This is a genomic window from Arthrobacter sp. LjRoot14 (assembly GCF_964253905.1).
Lineage (GTDB): Bacteria > Actinomycetota > Actinomycetes > Actinomycetales > Micrococcaceae > Arthrobacter.
The window spans coordinates 2,661,015-2,674,447 of sequence record NZ_CAXURL020000001.1 but is presented as its reverse complement, the minus strand read 5'-3'; the positions used below and the strand labels follow the sequence as shown (position 1 = coordinate 2,674,447).

Here is a 13,433-nt window from a genome sequence, read left to right as displayed (position 1 = left end):
GGCCGCGCCGGCTGCCATGCTCTGCCAGCCAGCCATGCTCTGCCGCCCGGACAGGCATGCTGCTAGCCGGGCTGGGCCCGCAGGGCAGCGAGTTTTTCCAGTGCCGCCTTCTTGTGCGGAACCCGGGGAGTGGCTTCGACGGCGAGGGTCAGCAGCCGCAGCCTGACGTCCAGTTCGGGGGTCGACAGCATTTTCCGGAGGGCCGGCAGTGCCCGCTCTGCATCCACGTGCAGCGCGATATCCAATGCGGTCCGCAGCGGGCTGGAAACCATCAGGCCGCCCAGGCTGACAACGTCAAACGGACCGAGCCGCACTTCGTGCAGGGTGCAGCCGCGGGTCGACCTCAGGCTGGAGACACGCCGGGTGGCATCCACGAGGAGCGCAAGCCGGTCCGGCTCCCCGGCGCAGCCGTAAATCCACGCCGCTGTCATCCGGCCCGCAACCACCCGTTGCCGGATAGCCGGCGGCACGGCGAAGGAGGCCGCGCGGGCGCGCAGTTGGGGCGTGGCGGCAGTTCCGGGGAGCATGTACCCGCGCTGATACAGCTGGCTCAGAATGCCGTCTGCAGCCATGGCCTGCAGCTCCGGCCACGAGAACACGCGGCCGGGTGAATACAGTTCTGCGGGCCCGATATCTGTGCGCCCGGATGCTGCAGGCCAGGAATTGGCGGGGGCGGGGAACGAGTTAGCCATTCAGCTATCTTCTCCTGCCGCCTTAAACCCGTACAGGCCCCGCTCCGGCTATGTGGATAACCGGAACGGGGCCTGTACGCTGAGCCTGACTGGCTACGACAGTTCGCTGGCCGAGCGCGAGATCTGGTCAAGCCATGCCTGGCGTGCCTCCAGGGCTTCCTGGGCGGCCTTGATCTTACGCTGGTCGCCAGCCTGCTCCGCCTTCGCGAGGTCTTCCTTCAGCCCGGCGATGGCGGCTTCCAGCTGGGAAAGTGCGCTGTTGGTCCGCGCCTTGGTCTCCGGGTTGGACCGCTTCCAGTTTTCGTCTTCGGCGTGGCGGACGGCGTCCTCCACCTTCCGAAGTCCGGCTTCGATCCGGCCCATGTCCGCACGGGGAACCTTGCCGGCTTCCTCCCAGCGGTCACGGATGGACTGGAGGGCCTTCTTGGCGGCAGCCAGGTCCGTGATGGGCAGCAGGGCGTTCGCCTCGACCAGGAGGGCTTCCTTCACGGTCAGATTTGCACCGTACTCCTGGTCGATCTCATCGTTGGCAGCCTGCCGCGAGGTGAAGAACACGTCCTGGGCGGCGCGGAAGCGGGCCCAGAGTGCGTCGTCGTCCTTGCGGCTGGCCCGCGGCGAGGCCTTCCATTCGTCCATCAGGCGCCGGTATTCACCCGCGGCGAAACCCCAGTCCGTTGAGGAGGACAGTGCCTCGGCTTCAGCGATCAGCTTTTCCTTCGCGGCCTTGGCTGCGGAGTTGTTGCTGTCCAGCTGGGAGAAGTAGGCCCGGCGGTGGCGGTCGAAGACAGTCCGCGCTGCCCTGAACCGCTTCCAGAGGGCGTCCTCGTTGCTGCGGCCCAGCCGCACGCCGTTCTTCTGTGCCGCTTTCCAGCTTTCGAAGAGCTCGTTCATGCGGGCGCTGGAAGTCTTCCACTGGATTTGCGCGGGGTCGTGGCCGGAAATTTCTTCCGCCTCCGCAACGATCGCTTCGCGTGCGGCCAGCTCGGCGGCACGCACGGCGTCATGTTCGGCTTTTTCGGCCTTCTCAAGTTCCGCGATCTGCGTGGACAACGTATCGAGACGGGCTTCGGCGGCGCGGAGATCGCCCACCATGTTGCGTTCCGCCAGCTGCTCGCGCAGGTGCGTCACGGTCTTCTGCATATCGGTGGTGGGGGCCTTGGAGCCCACCCGCTGTTCGAGCAGGACAATCTGGGCCACGACGTCATCGTACTTGCGCGCGAAGTAGCCAAGGGCTTCCTCGTCGCTGACGTCCGGGTACTGACCGACCGGGTGTTCTTCGCCGTCGATGGTCAGGAACACGTGTCCGTCGCCTTCAACGCGGCCCCAGCGTGCGGCTTCGGCCAGGGAGGCAGCCGAGGAAACAGGAGCGGGGACGGGAACCGCAGGAGAGGACGCTGCCTTCGGCCGCGCCGCGAAGGCTGCCGGCGAGGGCGCCGGACGGGCTGCCGGACGCGGTGCCGGGGACGCAGCTGCGGTGGCTTCAGCCTCCGGGGCTGCGTCTGCGGCCTCTGCCGGAGCGGCGGGTGCCTCGGCCGCGGGGGCGTCTTCGGCGGGTGCCTCAGCCTCCGGTGCGGAAACTTCCTGGGTAGCGGACTGCGCCTCTGCCGTAGCCTCGGGAGCTGCTTCGTTGCCAGCTGGCTGTGCGTCGTCAGCCACCTGAGCCACGGTCTCGGCTTCTTCGGAGGCTGCTGTTACTGTTTCGTCGGATTTCTGACTGTCTGTCACCGCTAAAAGTCTTTCGCTTGGAGGGAAATACCAGCACCCGCAGCGTGGAGGCCGGGGCTGGTTACTTCAGAGAGAACGAGTCTATCGTGACTGGTTCCGCAGGAGCGCCGTCTGTTGCGCTTGCGCCCGTCTTAATGCCGCCGGCGGCGATCTTGGTCACCACATCGAGGCCGGAGGTCACTTTGCCCACCACCGTGTATCCGCCGGCTTCATCGGCCGGGATGACGGTGTCTTTGTAGACTATGAAGAACTGGGTGCCGTTCCCGTAGGCGTTGCCCCCGGTCCGCGCCACTGCAATCGTTCCGGCCGGATAGTTGTTGTCCGCCGGGGTGTTTTCCAGCGGGCCCCAGGTGTACGCGGGATCGCCCTGCCCGTCACCGGTCTTCGATCCGCACTGCAGGACGCCGAACGTTTCGCCTGTGGTCAGCCGGTGGCAGCTGATGCCGTTGTAATAGTTTTCGTCGGCTAGGGACTTGAAGACCGCCGCTGCCTGCGGTGCCTTCGTTCCGTCCAGCTCAACGCCCAGGGCGCCGCCGTTCAGTTTGAGCTCGCCGGTGAACACTTTGCCCGCCGCAGTCTCGGGTTTGGGGATGTTGGGGCCGTTCGTGGCGGACGGTGCGGGCGACGCCGAGGGGCTGGTCAGGCCGGCCTGTGCGGCCGCGTACTCCTCTTCGGAGGGGTTGCCGGCGAACACAGTGAGCTGGAGGACGACGGCGAGCACCACGGCGCCGGCGCCGGCGCTGACAGCGATGATGTTGTCGCGCCTGCGGCGTTTCTCCTGGTGCCGACGCAGCTCGCGTTTCGCTTCCATTTGCAGGATGCGCCGCTTTGCTTCGCGGGCGCTCCGTGAACTGGCCGCCAAAAGTCCTCCTGGTTGTCGGGCCGGCCAGTCGAACGGGCCATGGGCGACGTCCGGTGTCCAGCAGCAAGCGGCAGGCGATGCTCCGGGGCCGCTCCATTAGAGTTGCCAGCGCCGAAAGCATAAACTGACTGCCGCACATAGTTTATGCATGACTGGCTGGACTCCCGTCCTAACCGCCGCTTTTGACCGCATGGCGGAACCGGAATGCCGGGTAAGGGACGTCAGCCTTTCTGTTTTCTGTTACCTGAGGAGAAAATCCACCATGGCACGCACCGCCTCCCTGTCCGGATTCCCCGAGTGGCTTCCCGAGGAGCGGCTGGTGGAGCTGCATGTGCTGGACACCCTGCGGCGGGTTTTTGAGCTGCACGGCTTCTCCTCGATCGAAACCCGTGCCGTGGAAACGGTGGGCCAGCTGCTCCGCAAGGGCGAAATCGACAAAGAGGTGTACGGCCTTAGCCGCCTGCAGGAGGACGAAGAGGATTCAAGGGCCGCCAAGGGCGACCACCACTCCCTGGCCCTGCACTTTGACCTGACGGTGCCGTTCGCCCGGTACGTCGTCGAAAACGCCGGATACCTCGCCTTCCCGTTCCGCCGGTACCAGATCCAGAAGGTGTGGCGCGGCGAGCGGCCGCAGGAGGGCCGCGCCCGCGAATTCACGCAGGCGGATATCGACATCGTCGGCGACGGCGAGCTGCCGTTCCGCTACGACGTCGAAATCGCCCTGGTGATCGCTGAAGCCCTCAGCGCCCTCCCGATTCCTGACTTCCGCTTGCGCATCAACAACCGCAAGCTGGCCGAAGGCTTCTACCGCGGAATCGGACTGACCGATACCGCCGGAGTCCTGCGGAGCATCGACAAGCTCGAGAAGATCGGTCCTGCCAAGGTGGCCGATCTGCTCAAGACCGAGCTGGGGGCGTCCGAGGAACAGGCGCAGGCCGCCCTGAGCCTGGCCGGCATCCGCACCGAGGACACCTCCTTCGTTGAGAAAGTCCGTGCCCTGGGTGTGAAGGACGAGCTGCTGGAGGAGGGCCTGAACGAGCTGGAGCAGGTCATTGCCGCCGCGGTCCAGCGTGCGCCCGGAAAGGTGGTGGCGGACCTCAGCATCGCCCGCGGCCTGGACTACTACACCGGAACCGTGGTGGAAACCGTGCTGGTGGGCCACGAACAGCTTGGCTCCATCTGCTCCGGCGGGCGCTACGACGCATTGGCAAGCAAGGGAAACCGGAAGTTCCCGGGCGTCGGCCTGTCCATCGGCGTCACCCGCCTGGTCTCCAGGATCCTGAGCCAGGAACTGGCGCAGGCCACGCGTTCGGTGCCGACCGCAGTGCTGGTCGCCCTGAACAGCGACGACAGCTGGGGCGCGGCCCAGGACGTCGCCGCGCAGCTTCGCTCCCGCGGAATTTCCACCGAGGTGGCCGCCAAAGCGGAAAAATTCGGCAAGCAGATCAAGTTCGCCGACCGCCGGGGCATCCCGTTCGTCTGGTTTACGGACGACGACGGAAAGCACCAGGTGAAGGACATCCGGTCCGGCGAACAGACGGACGCCGACCCCGCTTCCTGGACGCCGGCCGAAGAGGACCTGCACGTCCGGATCCTCAAGGCCTGAGCGGCCTTAAGCGGCCTTAAGGGCTGGGCTGCCGCTTCCGGAGCTTCAGTACCAGGAACCGGCCGGCAATCCCGGCGGCCAGCACCGCTGCCATGCCCGCAACCGAGGCAAACGGCAGCGTAACGGCCAGGAGCAGGCACCCCGCGAATCCCGCAGCGTTCATCCATCGGGGTGCGGTCGCTGGCCGCTCGGCCAGGGTGAAGGCGGCAGCATTGGTCACGGAGTAGTAGATCAGCACGCCGAAACTGGAGAATCCCACCACGGTGAGGACGTCCGTGGTGATGAGCAAGGCAACCACCGCGGCGGCCACGGAGAGCTCAGCGACGACCGGAACAGTGTGGCGTCCGCCCACCCGGGCCAGGGGCGCGGGGAGGTCGCGCTCCCGGGCCATGGCCAGCGCAGTGCGGCCCACTCCGGTAATCAGGGCGAGCAGGGCTCCCAGACATGCGGCGGCTGCGCCGGCTTGGACCAGGGGGCTGCCGGCGCGGAGGCCGGAGAAGACGACGGCGTCCAGCAGTGGCGACGCTGATCCGGCCAACCGCTGCGGCGACAGGTGCCAAAGCAGCAGCACGGCGAGTCCCAGGTAGATCACGAAGGCAGCGGCCAGTGCGGCCAGTATCGCCCGCGGAATGGTACGGGTGGGATCTTTGACTTCCTCGCCCAGTGTGGCGATCCGGGCGTACCCGGCAAAGGCGAAGAACATCAGCCCGGCGGCCGGGAGGATTCCCCAGGCGCTGCCGGGGCTTTCCGCCGACACGCCCGGCTCCGGATGGGGGCCCAGCAGGCCCGCAACCGCGACAAACACCAGGGTGGCGAGAACAATGCCGAGCAGGACCCTGGTCAGCAGCGCTGTGCGGGTGATACCCATGAGGTTGACAGCCGTCAGCACTGCGACGGCGGCAACGGCCACGGGTGTGGCATAGTCCGGGGCCACGTAGTGTCCAAAAGTCAGGGCCATGGCCGCGCACGAAGCAGTTTTTCCGGTGACAAAACCCCAGCCGGCAACAAATCCCGGCCATTCGCCCAGCTGCTTGCGGCCGTAAACGTAGGTGCCTCCGCTGGCCGGGTATTTGGCCGCCAGCTGGGCGGAGGCGACGGCGTTGCAGTAGGCAATCGCGCCGGCGATCAGCACGGAAACAATCATGAGCCGGCCGGCCAGTGCGGTGGCAGGGGAGAAGACGACGAACACGCCGGCGCCGAGCATGGAGCCGAGCCCGATTGCGGTGGCGTCAAACACTCCGAGCCGTCGCTGTAGCCGCTGATGGGTCTGCATGGCGGAAGTAAAGCCTCTCCAACGGGTAAACTCGAACGGGACTGTTCCCTAACGGTCCCATTGAACATCATCTCTGTATTCCTGCTGTCTCCCTAAGAAAGGCGTGCTGTGCTGCGCACACATGACCTCGGATCCCTTCGCTCCGAGCACATTGGACAAACCGTAACCCTGGCCGGCTGGGTGGGCCGGCGTCGTGATCACGGTGGTGTGGCATTCGTTGACCTTCGCGATGCCTCGGGCGTCTCCCAGGTGGTCGTCCGCGAAGAAGAGGTCTTCCACGGACTCCGCAATGAGTACGTCCTCCAGGTCATCGGCACCGTTTCGCAGCGTCCGGAGGGCAACGAAAACCCGGCGCTGGCCACCGGCCAGATCGAGGTCATCGCCGAGAAGGTGACCATCCTCAACACCTCCGATCCGCTGCCCTTCCAGATCGACGAGCACGTCGAGGTGGGTGAGGAAGCCCGCCTCAAGCACCGCTACCTCGACCTGCGCCGCCCGGGCCCCGCCCGCAACATGCGCCTGCGCTCCGAGGCCAACCGCGTGGCCCGCGAACTGCTCCACCGCGACGGTTACGTCGAAATCGAAACACCCACCCTCACGCGCTCGACGCCGGAAGGCGCCCGCGACTTCGTGGTCCCCGCACGCCTCGCGCCGGGTTCCTGGTACGCGCTGCCGCAGTCACCGCAGCTTTTCAAGCAGCTCCTGCAGGTGGGCGGGTTCGAGAAGTACTACCAGATCGCGCGATGCTACCGCGACGAGGACTTCCGTGCAGACCGCCAGCCGGAATTCACCCAGCTGGACATCGAAGCGAGCTTCGTGGAGCAGGATGACATCATTTCGCTCGGCGAAAGCATCGTCAAAGCCCTGTGGCAGCTGATCGACGTCGAGATCCCGACGCCCATCCAGCGCATCACCTACGCCGACGCCATGGCACGCTACGGCTCGGACAAGCCGGACCTGCGCTTCGGCCTGGAGCTGACCGAGCTCACCGAGTTCTTCAAGGACACCAACTTCGGCGTGTTCAAGGCGCCCTACGTCGGTGCCGTCGTCATGCCGGGCGGAGCCTCGCAGGCCCGCCGCGCGCTGGACGCCTGGCAGGAATGGGCCAAGCAGCGCGGGGCCAAGGGCCTCGCCTACGTCCTCTTCAAGGAAGACGGCGAACTGGCCGGTCCCGTGGCCAAGAACCTCACGGATACCGAGCGCGCCGGCCTCGCCGACGCCGTCGGTGCCAAGCCCGGAGACTGCATCTTCTTTGCCGCCGGCGAGAAGACGCCTTCCCGCGCCCTCCTCGGTGCCGCCCGCGTCGAAATCGGACACCGCACCGGCCTGATCAACCCCGCCGACTGGGCATTCTGCTGGGTCGTGGATGCGCCGATGTTTGAACCCGCCGCAGCCGCTGTGGCCTCGGGCGACGTCGCCGTCGGTGCCGGCCAGTGGACCGCAGTCCACCACGCCTTCACCTCGCCCAAGCCGGAATTTATGGATTCGTTCGACAAGGACCCGGAGTCCGCGTTGTCCTACGCCTACGACATTGTCTGCAACGGCAACGAGATCGGCGGCGGCTCCATCCGTATCCACGAACGTGACGTCCAGGAACGTGTCTTCGAACTCATGGGCCTGGACAAGGCGGATGCCGAGACGAAGTTCGGTTTCCTCCTGGAAGGCTTCAAGTTCGGCGCTCCGCCGCACGGCGGCATTGCCTTCGGCTGGGACCGCGTAGTGGCACTGCTGGCCGGCGTGGAATCGATCCGCGACGTCATCGCCTTCCCCAAGTCCGGCGGCGGCTACGACCCGCTGACCCAGGCTCCCGCGCCGATCACCGCGCAGCAGCGCAAGGAAGCCGGCGTCGACTTCAAGCCCGAGGCAAAGAAGACGGATCCCGGCGCCACGAAGGCCTGATCTGCCGAGGCACGGACACCAGCAAGAGGCTCCCCGGGACAACCGGGGAGCCTCTTGCCGTTGACACAGGAGGGAGCCGCATGGCTCGCATCGCACTGTCTGACATTGAATCCGCCATGGACGCCGCCTGGCCCGCCCCCGACCGGGAAGAATCCGGTGGCTGGGTGCTGCGTGCCGCGGGCGGCGTGACCCAGCGGGCCAACTCGGTCTGGCCGCGTTCGGAGCCTTCCGGCACCCGGCACGACCGCGTGGCCTGGCTCCGGGATGCCCGGGCCTGGTACCGCAACCGCCGGCTTCCGGTGATCTTCCAGGTCTTCGATGACTCCCGCAGTACCGCCCTGAACGCTGTCCTCGACGAGGAAGGCTTCACCCGGCAGTCGGAGACCCTGGTCCTGGTCCGCGACGCCGGCGCGGAGCCCGCATCCGCTGACGAAGCGCCTGACGGCGGCGTTGAACTTTCGGCAGAGCCGTCGGCTGAATGGCTGCGGCTCTGGTGGAGTGTGGACGGCCGCGGTGGCGACGAGTCCCTCGCCACCGCCCGCGGCATCCTCGAAGGCTGCCGGTCGCTGTACGCCCTGGTGCGGGACGACGACGGCGTGCCCGCCGCCGTCGGGCGCCTTGCCGTTCCTTCCGGCTCGGAGGGCGGCCTGTACGCCATGGCCACCCGTCCTGATGCCCGGCGCCGCGGCTACGCGAGCCGGGTTCTGCGGACCTTGCTGCGTGAAGGTGACGCCCGGGGCCTCAGCGGTTACTGGCTGCTGGTGACGGCGGCCAATGCCGGTGCCCGGGAGCTGTATGCCCGTTCGGGATTCACGGAAGCCGGACGCTACTACTACCGGCAGGAACGGCCCAAGCGGCACCTGACCGGCTGCTAGGTTCCTTCGGCCGCATGGCTTTCGGAGTAACCGTCACGCTTGCACCGGAGGATTCGGCCCAGCAACGGGCGGGGTTAAGCCGGCGGGTCGGTCACCAGGATCCGGACCGAGCACGCGGCGGCTGCAGCCTGCTTCACCACAGAAGCGCGCGGGTCCGGGACGTCCAGGAACGGCAGCCGGGACAGCGCCGCGTAGCGTTTCAGCGCGGGTTCCGCGAGGACCTGCTCGGCCAGGGCGCGGTCGCCGCCCGGCGCCAGATATTCGATCCGGTGCTCCGCGAAGATCCGGTCGGCGTGCCCGGCGACAGCCTCCACCAGGGCGTCCGCCTGGTTGCTGCGGCGCCGGGCGAACCGCTGCTGGGACCCGCCGCCCGCAGCAGTCCTGGACTGGATGTGGCGGGTGCCGGTTTTCGAGGCCAGCGCGGCGCCGTCACGGACCGCCGCCACTGAATAACCGCCCCGGCGGACAAGCACCAGCCCGAGCGTCCGGGACTGCGCCGCCAGCGACGCCATCCGCGCCACGCCGTCGCCGCCGCGGCCGGGCCGTCCGTCCGCCGGCCACGGCGGCTGCAACAGCGCCACGGCACCGTCCGCGGCGGACAGCTGCAGGCCGCCGTCGAGCTCTTCTTCGACCAGGGGGCCGTGGCTTGCGGCAAACCGCTCCACCCACCCCGGCAGCCGTTCACCGGAGACGAATGCCACACGGGACTCTGGGGTAGTCATGGCGTGGTTCTCCGTTGATAGTGACGTCCTGAACTAGAAGTAGCCTATCTATGTGGATGATCTCTTTGGCCAAGGGCCGGACAACGACGACGACGGCGGGACGGTGACGCCGTCCGGGACGGCAGTTTCCGGGCTGGCCGCCGGCCGGACGCAGCCCCGGAGCCCGCTCGCGGTCAGGATGCGGCCCCGTACCCTCGACGACGTCGTGGGCCAGCAGCACCTGTTGGGCCAGGGGTCCCCGCTGCGGCAACTGGCCGCCGGAGCCGGGGCCGATTCCGCCGGTCCGGCCGGCCCCACCTCGCTCATCCTGTGGGGTCCTCCTGGAACCGGCAAGACCACGCTGGCGCATGTGATCGCGAAAGGCCCGGGCCGGAAGTTCGTCGAACTCTCCGCCATCACCGCGGGCGTCAAGGATGTGCGGCGCGTTATGGACGAGGCGCTCACGGCCCGGGACCTCTACAAGACCACCACTGTGCTTTTCCTCGACGAAATCCACCGTTTCAACAAAGCCCAGCAGGACGCGCTGCTGCCGGGCGTCGAAAACCGCTGGGTGGTGCTCGTCGCCGCCACCACCGAGAATCCCTCGTTCTCGGTGGTGTCCCCGCTGCTGTCCCGCTCGCTGCTGTTGACGCTCCGCCCGCTGACCGATGCCGACATCGAGGGATTGGTCCAGCGGGCCGTGGCTGATCCCCGCGGGCTGAACGGGAAGGTGAAGCTCAGTGACGAGGCATTGGCCCACCTGGTCAGGCTGTCCGGCGGCGACGCGCGCCGTGCGCTGACGGCGCTGGAGGCGGCCGCCGGCGTGGCTTTTGGTGATGCCGACGACGCCGACGACGGTCCCGTCACCGTGGAACTGCGGCATACCGAGCGGGCCCTTGATGTGGCCGCGGTCAGGTACGACCGTGCCGGGGACCAGCACTACGACGTTGCCAGTGCCTTCATCAAATCGATTCGCGGATCCGACGTGGACGCCGCACTCCATTACCTGGCCCGCATGCTGGAGGCGGGGGAGGACCCCAGGTTCATCGCCCGGCGCATCGTGATCTCGGCCGCGGAGGACATCGGGATGGCAGACCCCACCGCGCTGCAGACCGCCGTCGCGGCGGCGCAGGCCGTACAGCTGATCGGCATGCCCGAGGGGCGGATCGTGCTGGCCGAGGCCGTGGTCCACCTGGCGACGGCCCCAAAGTCCAACGCTGCCTACATGGGTATCAACAAAGCCACGGCCGACGTACGGGCCGGCCTGGGGAACGGCATCCCGGCCCACCTGCGGGACGCGCACTATCCGGGTTCCAAACAGCTCGGGCACGGGCAGGGTTACAAATACGCGCACGATGCACCGCACGGCGTTGCCACGCAGCAGTACCCGCCCGACGACCTGGTCGGCCGGGATTACTACGAGCCCACCGCCAACGGCGCCGAACGCGAGATTTCCACCAGGCTGGAGCGGCTCCGGAAGATCATCCGCGGCGGCTGACGGGCTGCCCCGGGCGGTCGGTACAAGTCTCCGTTGACTTCCGCCAGCGGAGGGCTAACGTTGAATTACGTCAGCAAAGATCTGCTGTACGTGCGTGCCCAGAGGGGGGACATCAGCACACATGCCGGTTGTTCATACGCTCAGGCCCCGGGCCGGCGGCCGGCACGGAATCAGCCCGGCACAACCTTTACGCTCCTTTTCCCACTTCCCAGGGAGTGTCACATGTCCGCAAATTTCGTCACCGCAGTGTCCGTGAAGTCGTTCGACGTTCCGGACAAGAAGCGCTGCCCCGACAAGGCCGAGTTCGATCTGGTCACCGTCAACGACTACTCAGTGACCCGGCTGATACTCAACCCCGGCTGGCGGTGGTCGGAGAGCATCAAGCCCCTCGAGAAGACCGACTTCTGCCAGCACAACCACCTCGGATTCTGCGTCTCCGGTGTGATGGAAGTGGAAACCCCCGACGGCGTCCGATCCATCATCCATGCCAACGACACCTACACGCTGCCGCCGGGCCACGATGAATGGGTGGTGGGGAACGAGCCGTTTATCGCGGTCGAGTTCCTGGGCGCCGCGTCCTTCGGCCGTCCGGCCAGCCGCGGCGTCCACGCGCGGACCTGACGGCAGGCGTCAGGGAGGGCGGACCGCATCGTGGTAGGATAGTTCGTTGTCTGGCAAGGCACGGACGCGCAATCCACTGATTTTCAGCATTTCATGCTGCTCTGATTTTTTTGGTGGTCTGTCGCCCGGCGCCCAGTAGCAAAAGGCAGCGGTTGGCCGATGCTCTCCATCGTGGAGGCCAGTAACACTGACACACCGCAGATATTGGAAGGACACAAGTGGCTAACAACACTCGTGCTCGCCGTACCGCACGCCTTTCGCGTGCACTCGGCATTGCTCTGACCCCCAAGGCCGCCAAGTACATGGAGCGCCGCCCGTACGGCCCCGGTGAGCATGGCCGTGCCCGCAAGAAGCAGGACTCCGACTACGCCGTACGTCTGCGCGAAAAGCAGCGTCTGCGCGCCCAGTACGGCATCCGCGAAGCCCAGATGACCCGTGCCTTCGAAGAAGCACGCCGCACCAAGGGCCTGACCGGTGAAAACCTGATCGAACTGCTCGAAATGCGTCTCGACGCCCTCGTGCTGCGTGCCGGCTTCGCCCGCACCATCGCCCAGGCCCGCCAGCTGGTTGTGCACCGCCACATCCTGGTTGACGGAATCCGCGTTGACCGCCCGTCCTTCCGCGTCGGCGAGGGCCAGCTGGTCCACGTCCACAGCCGCAGCGAAACCATGCCTCCGTTCCAGGTTGCAGCAGCCGGCGCACACCGCGACGTTCTGCCCCAGGTTCCGGCCTACCTGGACGTCAAGCTTGACGCCCTGCAGGCACGCCTGGTTCGTCGCCCGAAGCGCTCCGAGGTTCCCGTAACCTGCGAAGAGCAGCTCGTCGTCGAATTCTACGCACGCTAAATAAACGCAGCGTATACAAAGAAGCCCGTGGCAAGCGCCACGGGCTTCTTTGTATGTAAGGTACTGGGGGGAGTTCCGCAAGAGCGGCCACGGCGCCGGTGCGGAACCCGCAGCAGTCCACGGAAATACAAGGAGATGAACGTCTATGTCTGGTGGCGATATTGCCGGCCTGATCGCGGCAGGGGTGTTTGCGCTTCTCGTGCTGCTACTCGCCGTGCCGATCCTGAAACTCGGACGGGTTTTTGATGAAGTCCGGACGTCCATCCGTTCGATCAGCGACGGCGCCACACCGCTCATGGATGAAGTCACTGCAACGGTGTCCACCACGAACCAGCAGCTCAAGAAGGTTGACGGCATCTCGTCCAACGTCTCGGACGCCTCAGCGAACATCTCGGCGCTGTCGTCCCTGGTGGCGGCAACCGTGGGATCTCCGCTGATCAAGGTGGCAGCCTTCAGCTACGGAGTCCGCTCCGCCCTTTCCGCCCGCAAGAAACCCGCCACCGGCCGCCGCAGCCGCTAATCCCGACGGAGCACTCAATGAAAAGAATCCTCTGGATGGGAATCGGCGTCGCCATCGGCGTCATCGCCTTCCGCAAGATCACCGAGGCCCAGTCCACCTTGGGTCCTGAAGGCCTCAACAGGGCGGTGGGCCGGCTGGCCGACGGCATCTACGACTTTGCAGACGCCGTCCGGGACGGCATGCAGGAACGGGAAACCGACCTGCGCGCGGCACTGGGCATCGACAGCCAGGACCTGGCCCGGCGCTAACCTGCAGCCACTGGAACGGCCCGGAAGCCGGTCCGGTACCCGCGCGGACATCGCAATGCCCGGCGTAG

The 13,433-nt window shown here is 66.8% G+C and carries 13 protein-coding genes; 8 read left to right on the top strand and 5 right to left on the bottom strand.

The window, feature by feature from the left end; translation table 11 throughout:
- Window positions 1-62 precede the first annotated feature (62 nt).
- From ACSQ12_RS11945 to ACSQ12_RS11935, 3 genes are all read right to left on the bottom strand, one after another.
- On the bottom strand, window positions 63-692 hold the full coding sequence (locus tag ACSQ12_RS11945) for a hypothetical protein (protein ID WP_436065538.1): 630 nt from the start codon (window positions 690-692) through the stop codon (window positions 63-65).
- A gap of 93 nt (window positions 693-785) precedes the next feature.
- Complete coding sequence (locus tag ACSQ12_RS11940) at window positions 786-2,417, bottom strand: DUF349 domain-containing protein (RefSeq protein ID WP_436065537.1); 1,632 nt, start codon at window positions 2,415-2,417, stop codon at window positions 786-788.
- Between the two features lie 61 nt (window positions 2,418-2,478).
- Window positions 2,479-3,279, bottom strand: a complete 801-nt coding sequence (locus ACSQ12_RS11935) for a peptidylprolyl isomerase (RefSeq protein ID WP_436065536.1) — start codon at window positions 3,277-3,279, stop codon at window positions 2,479-2,481.
- Between the two features lie 262 nt (window positions 3,280-3,541).
- On the opposite strand from ACSQ12_RS11935, the gene hisS reads away from it, so the two are divergent.
- Window positions 3,542-4,885 (top strand): histidine--tRNA ligase, encoded by a 1,344-nt coding sequence (gene hisS / locus ACSQ12_RS11930; protein WP_436065535.1) that lies wholly within the window; start codon window positions 3,542-3,544, stop codon window positions 4,883-4,885.
- A gap of 16 nt (window positions 4,886-4,901) precedes the next feature.
- On the opposite strand, the gene ACSQ12_RS11925 is transcribed toward hisS, so the two are convergent.
- Window positions 4,902-6,158, bottom strand: coding sequence for an APC family permease (locus tag ACSQ12_RS11925; RefSeq protein WP_436065534.1), 1,257 nt, complete (start codon window positions 6,156-6,158; stop codon window positions 4,902-4,904).
- Between the two features lie 108 nt (window positions 6,159-6,266).
- Here ACSQ12_RS11925 and aspS point away from each other — a divergent pair, with 108 nt between their 5' ends.
- Window positions 6,267-8,057, top strand: coding sequence for an aspartate--tRNA ligase (gene aspS, locus ACSQ12_RS11920; RefSeq protein ID WP_209744402.1), 1,791 nt, complete (start codon window positions 6,267-6,269; stop codon window positions 8,055-8,057).
- Between the two features lie 80 nt (window positions 8,058-8,137).
- Window positions 8,138-8,932, top strand: a complete 795-nt coding sequence (locus tag ACSQ12_RS11915; RefSeq protein WP_436065533.1) for a GNAT family N-acetyltransferase — start codon at window positions 8,138-8,140, stop codon at window positions 8,930-8,932.
- Between the two features lie 74 nt (window positions 8,933-9,006).
- Here the strand turns inward: ACSQ12_RS11915 and ACSQ12_RS11910 are convergent, their stop codons facing one another.
- A complete protein-coding gene (locus tag ACSQ12_RS11910) occupies window positions 9,007-9,654 on the bottom strand; it encodes an acVLRF1 family peptidyl-tRNA hydrolase (protein ID WP_436065532.1) in 648 nt (215 codons plus the stop codon).
- Window positions 9,655-9,706: 52 nt separating this feature from the next.
- On the opposite strand from ACSQ12_RS11910, the gene ACSQ12_RS11905 reads away from it, so the two are divergent.
- The 5 genes from ACSQ12_RS11905 to ACSQ12_RS11885 all read left to right on the top strand — a co-directional run bounded on the left by ACSQ12_RS11905 (window position 9,707) and on the right by ACSQ12_RS11885 (window position 13,365).
- Window positions 9,707-11,131 (top strand): replication-associated recombination protein A, encoded by a 1,425-nt coding sequence (locus tag ACSQ12_RS11905; protein WP_436065531.1) that lies wholly within the window; start codon window positions 9,707-9,709, stop codon window positions 11,129-11,131.
- 222 nt (window positions 11,132-11,353) lie between these two features.
- Window positions 11,354-11,752, top strand: a complete 399-nt coding sequence (locus ACSQ12_RS11900) for a cupin domain-containing protein (protein WP_436065530.1) — start codon at window positions 11,354-11,356, stop codon at window positions 11,750-11,752.
- Window positions 11,753-11,970: 218 nt separating this feature from the next.
- Complete coding sequence (gene rpsD, locus ACSQ12_RS11895; RefSeq protein WP_011692125.1) at window positions 11,971-12,597, top strand: 30S ribosomal protein S4; 627 nt, start codon at window positions 11,971-11,973, stop codon at window positions 12,595-12,597.
- Window positions 12,598-12,742: 145 nt separating this feature from the next.
- Window positions 12,743-13,117: a DUF948 domain-containing protein gene (locus ACSQ12_RS11890; RefSeq protein ID WP_011692124.1), complete on the top strand. Its 375-nt coding sequence runs from the start codon at window positions 12,743-12,745 to the stop codon at window positions 13,115-13,117.
- A gap of 17 nt (window positions 13,118-13,134) precedes the next feature.
- Entirely contained in the window at window positions 13,135-13,365 is a 231-nt protein-coding gene (locus ACSQ12_RS11885) for a DUF6167 family protein (RefSeq protein ID WP_245199135.1), read from the top strand.
- Window positions 13,366-13,433: the final 68 nt, after the last annotated feature.

Bases quoted from the DNA above. Each gene is read 5' to 3' on its own strand.
- ACSQ12_RS11945 (WP_436065538.1), bottom strand. From the start codon at position 692: ATGGCTAACTCGTTCCCCGCCCCCGCCAATTCCTGGCCTGCAGCATCC.
- hisS (WP_436065535.1), top strand. From the start codon at position 3,542: ATGGCACGCACCGCCTCCCTGTCCGGATTCCCCGAGTGGCTTCCCGAG.
- ACSQ12_RS11925 (WP_436065534.1), bottom strand. From the start codon at position 6,158: ATGCAGACCCATCAGCGGCTACAGCGACGGCTCGGAGTGTTTGACGCC.
- ACSQ12_RS11915 (WP_436065533.1), top strand. From the start codon at position 8,138: ATGGCTCGCATCGCACTGTCTGACATTGAATCCGCCATGGACGCCGCC.
- ACSQ12_RS11910 (WP_436065532.1), bottom strand. From the start codon at position 9,654: ATGACTACCCCAGAGTCCCGTGTGGCATTCGTCTCCGGTGAACGGCTG.
- ACSQ12_RS11900 (WP_436065530.1), top strand. From the start codon at position 11,354: ATGTCCGCAAATTTCGTCACCGCAGTGTCCGTGAAGTCGTTCGACGTT.
- ACSQ12_RS11890 (WP_011692124.1), top strand. From the start codon at position 12,743: ATGTCTGGTGGCGATATTGCCGGCCTGATCGCGGCAGGGGTGTTTGCG.
- ACSQ12_RS11885 (WP_245199135.1), top strand. From the start codon at position 13,135: ATGAAAAGAATCCTCTGGATGGGAATCGGCGTCGCCATCGGCGTCATC.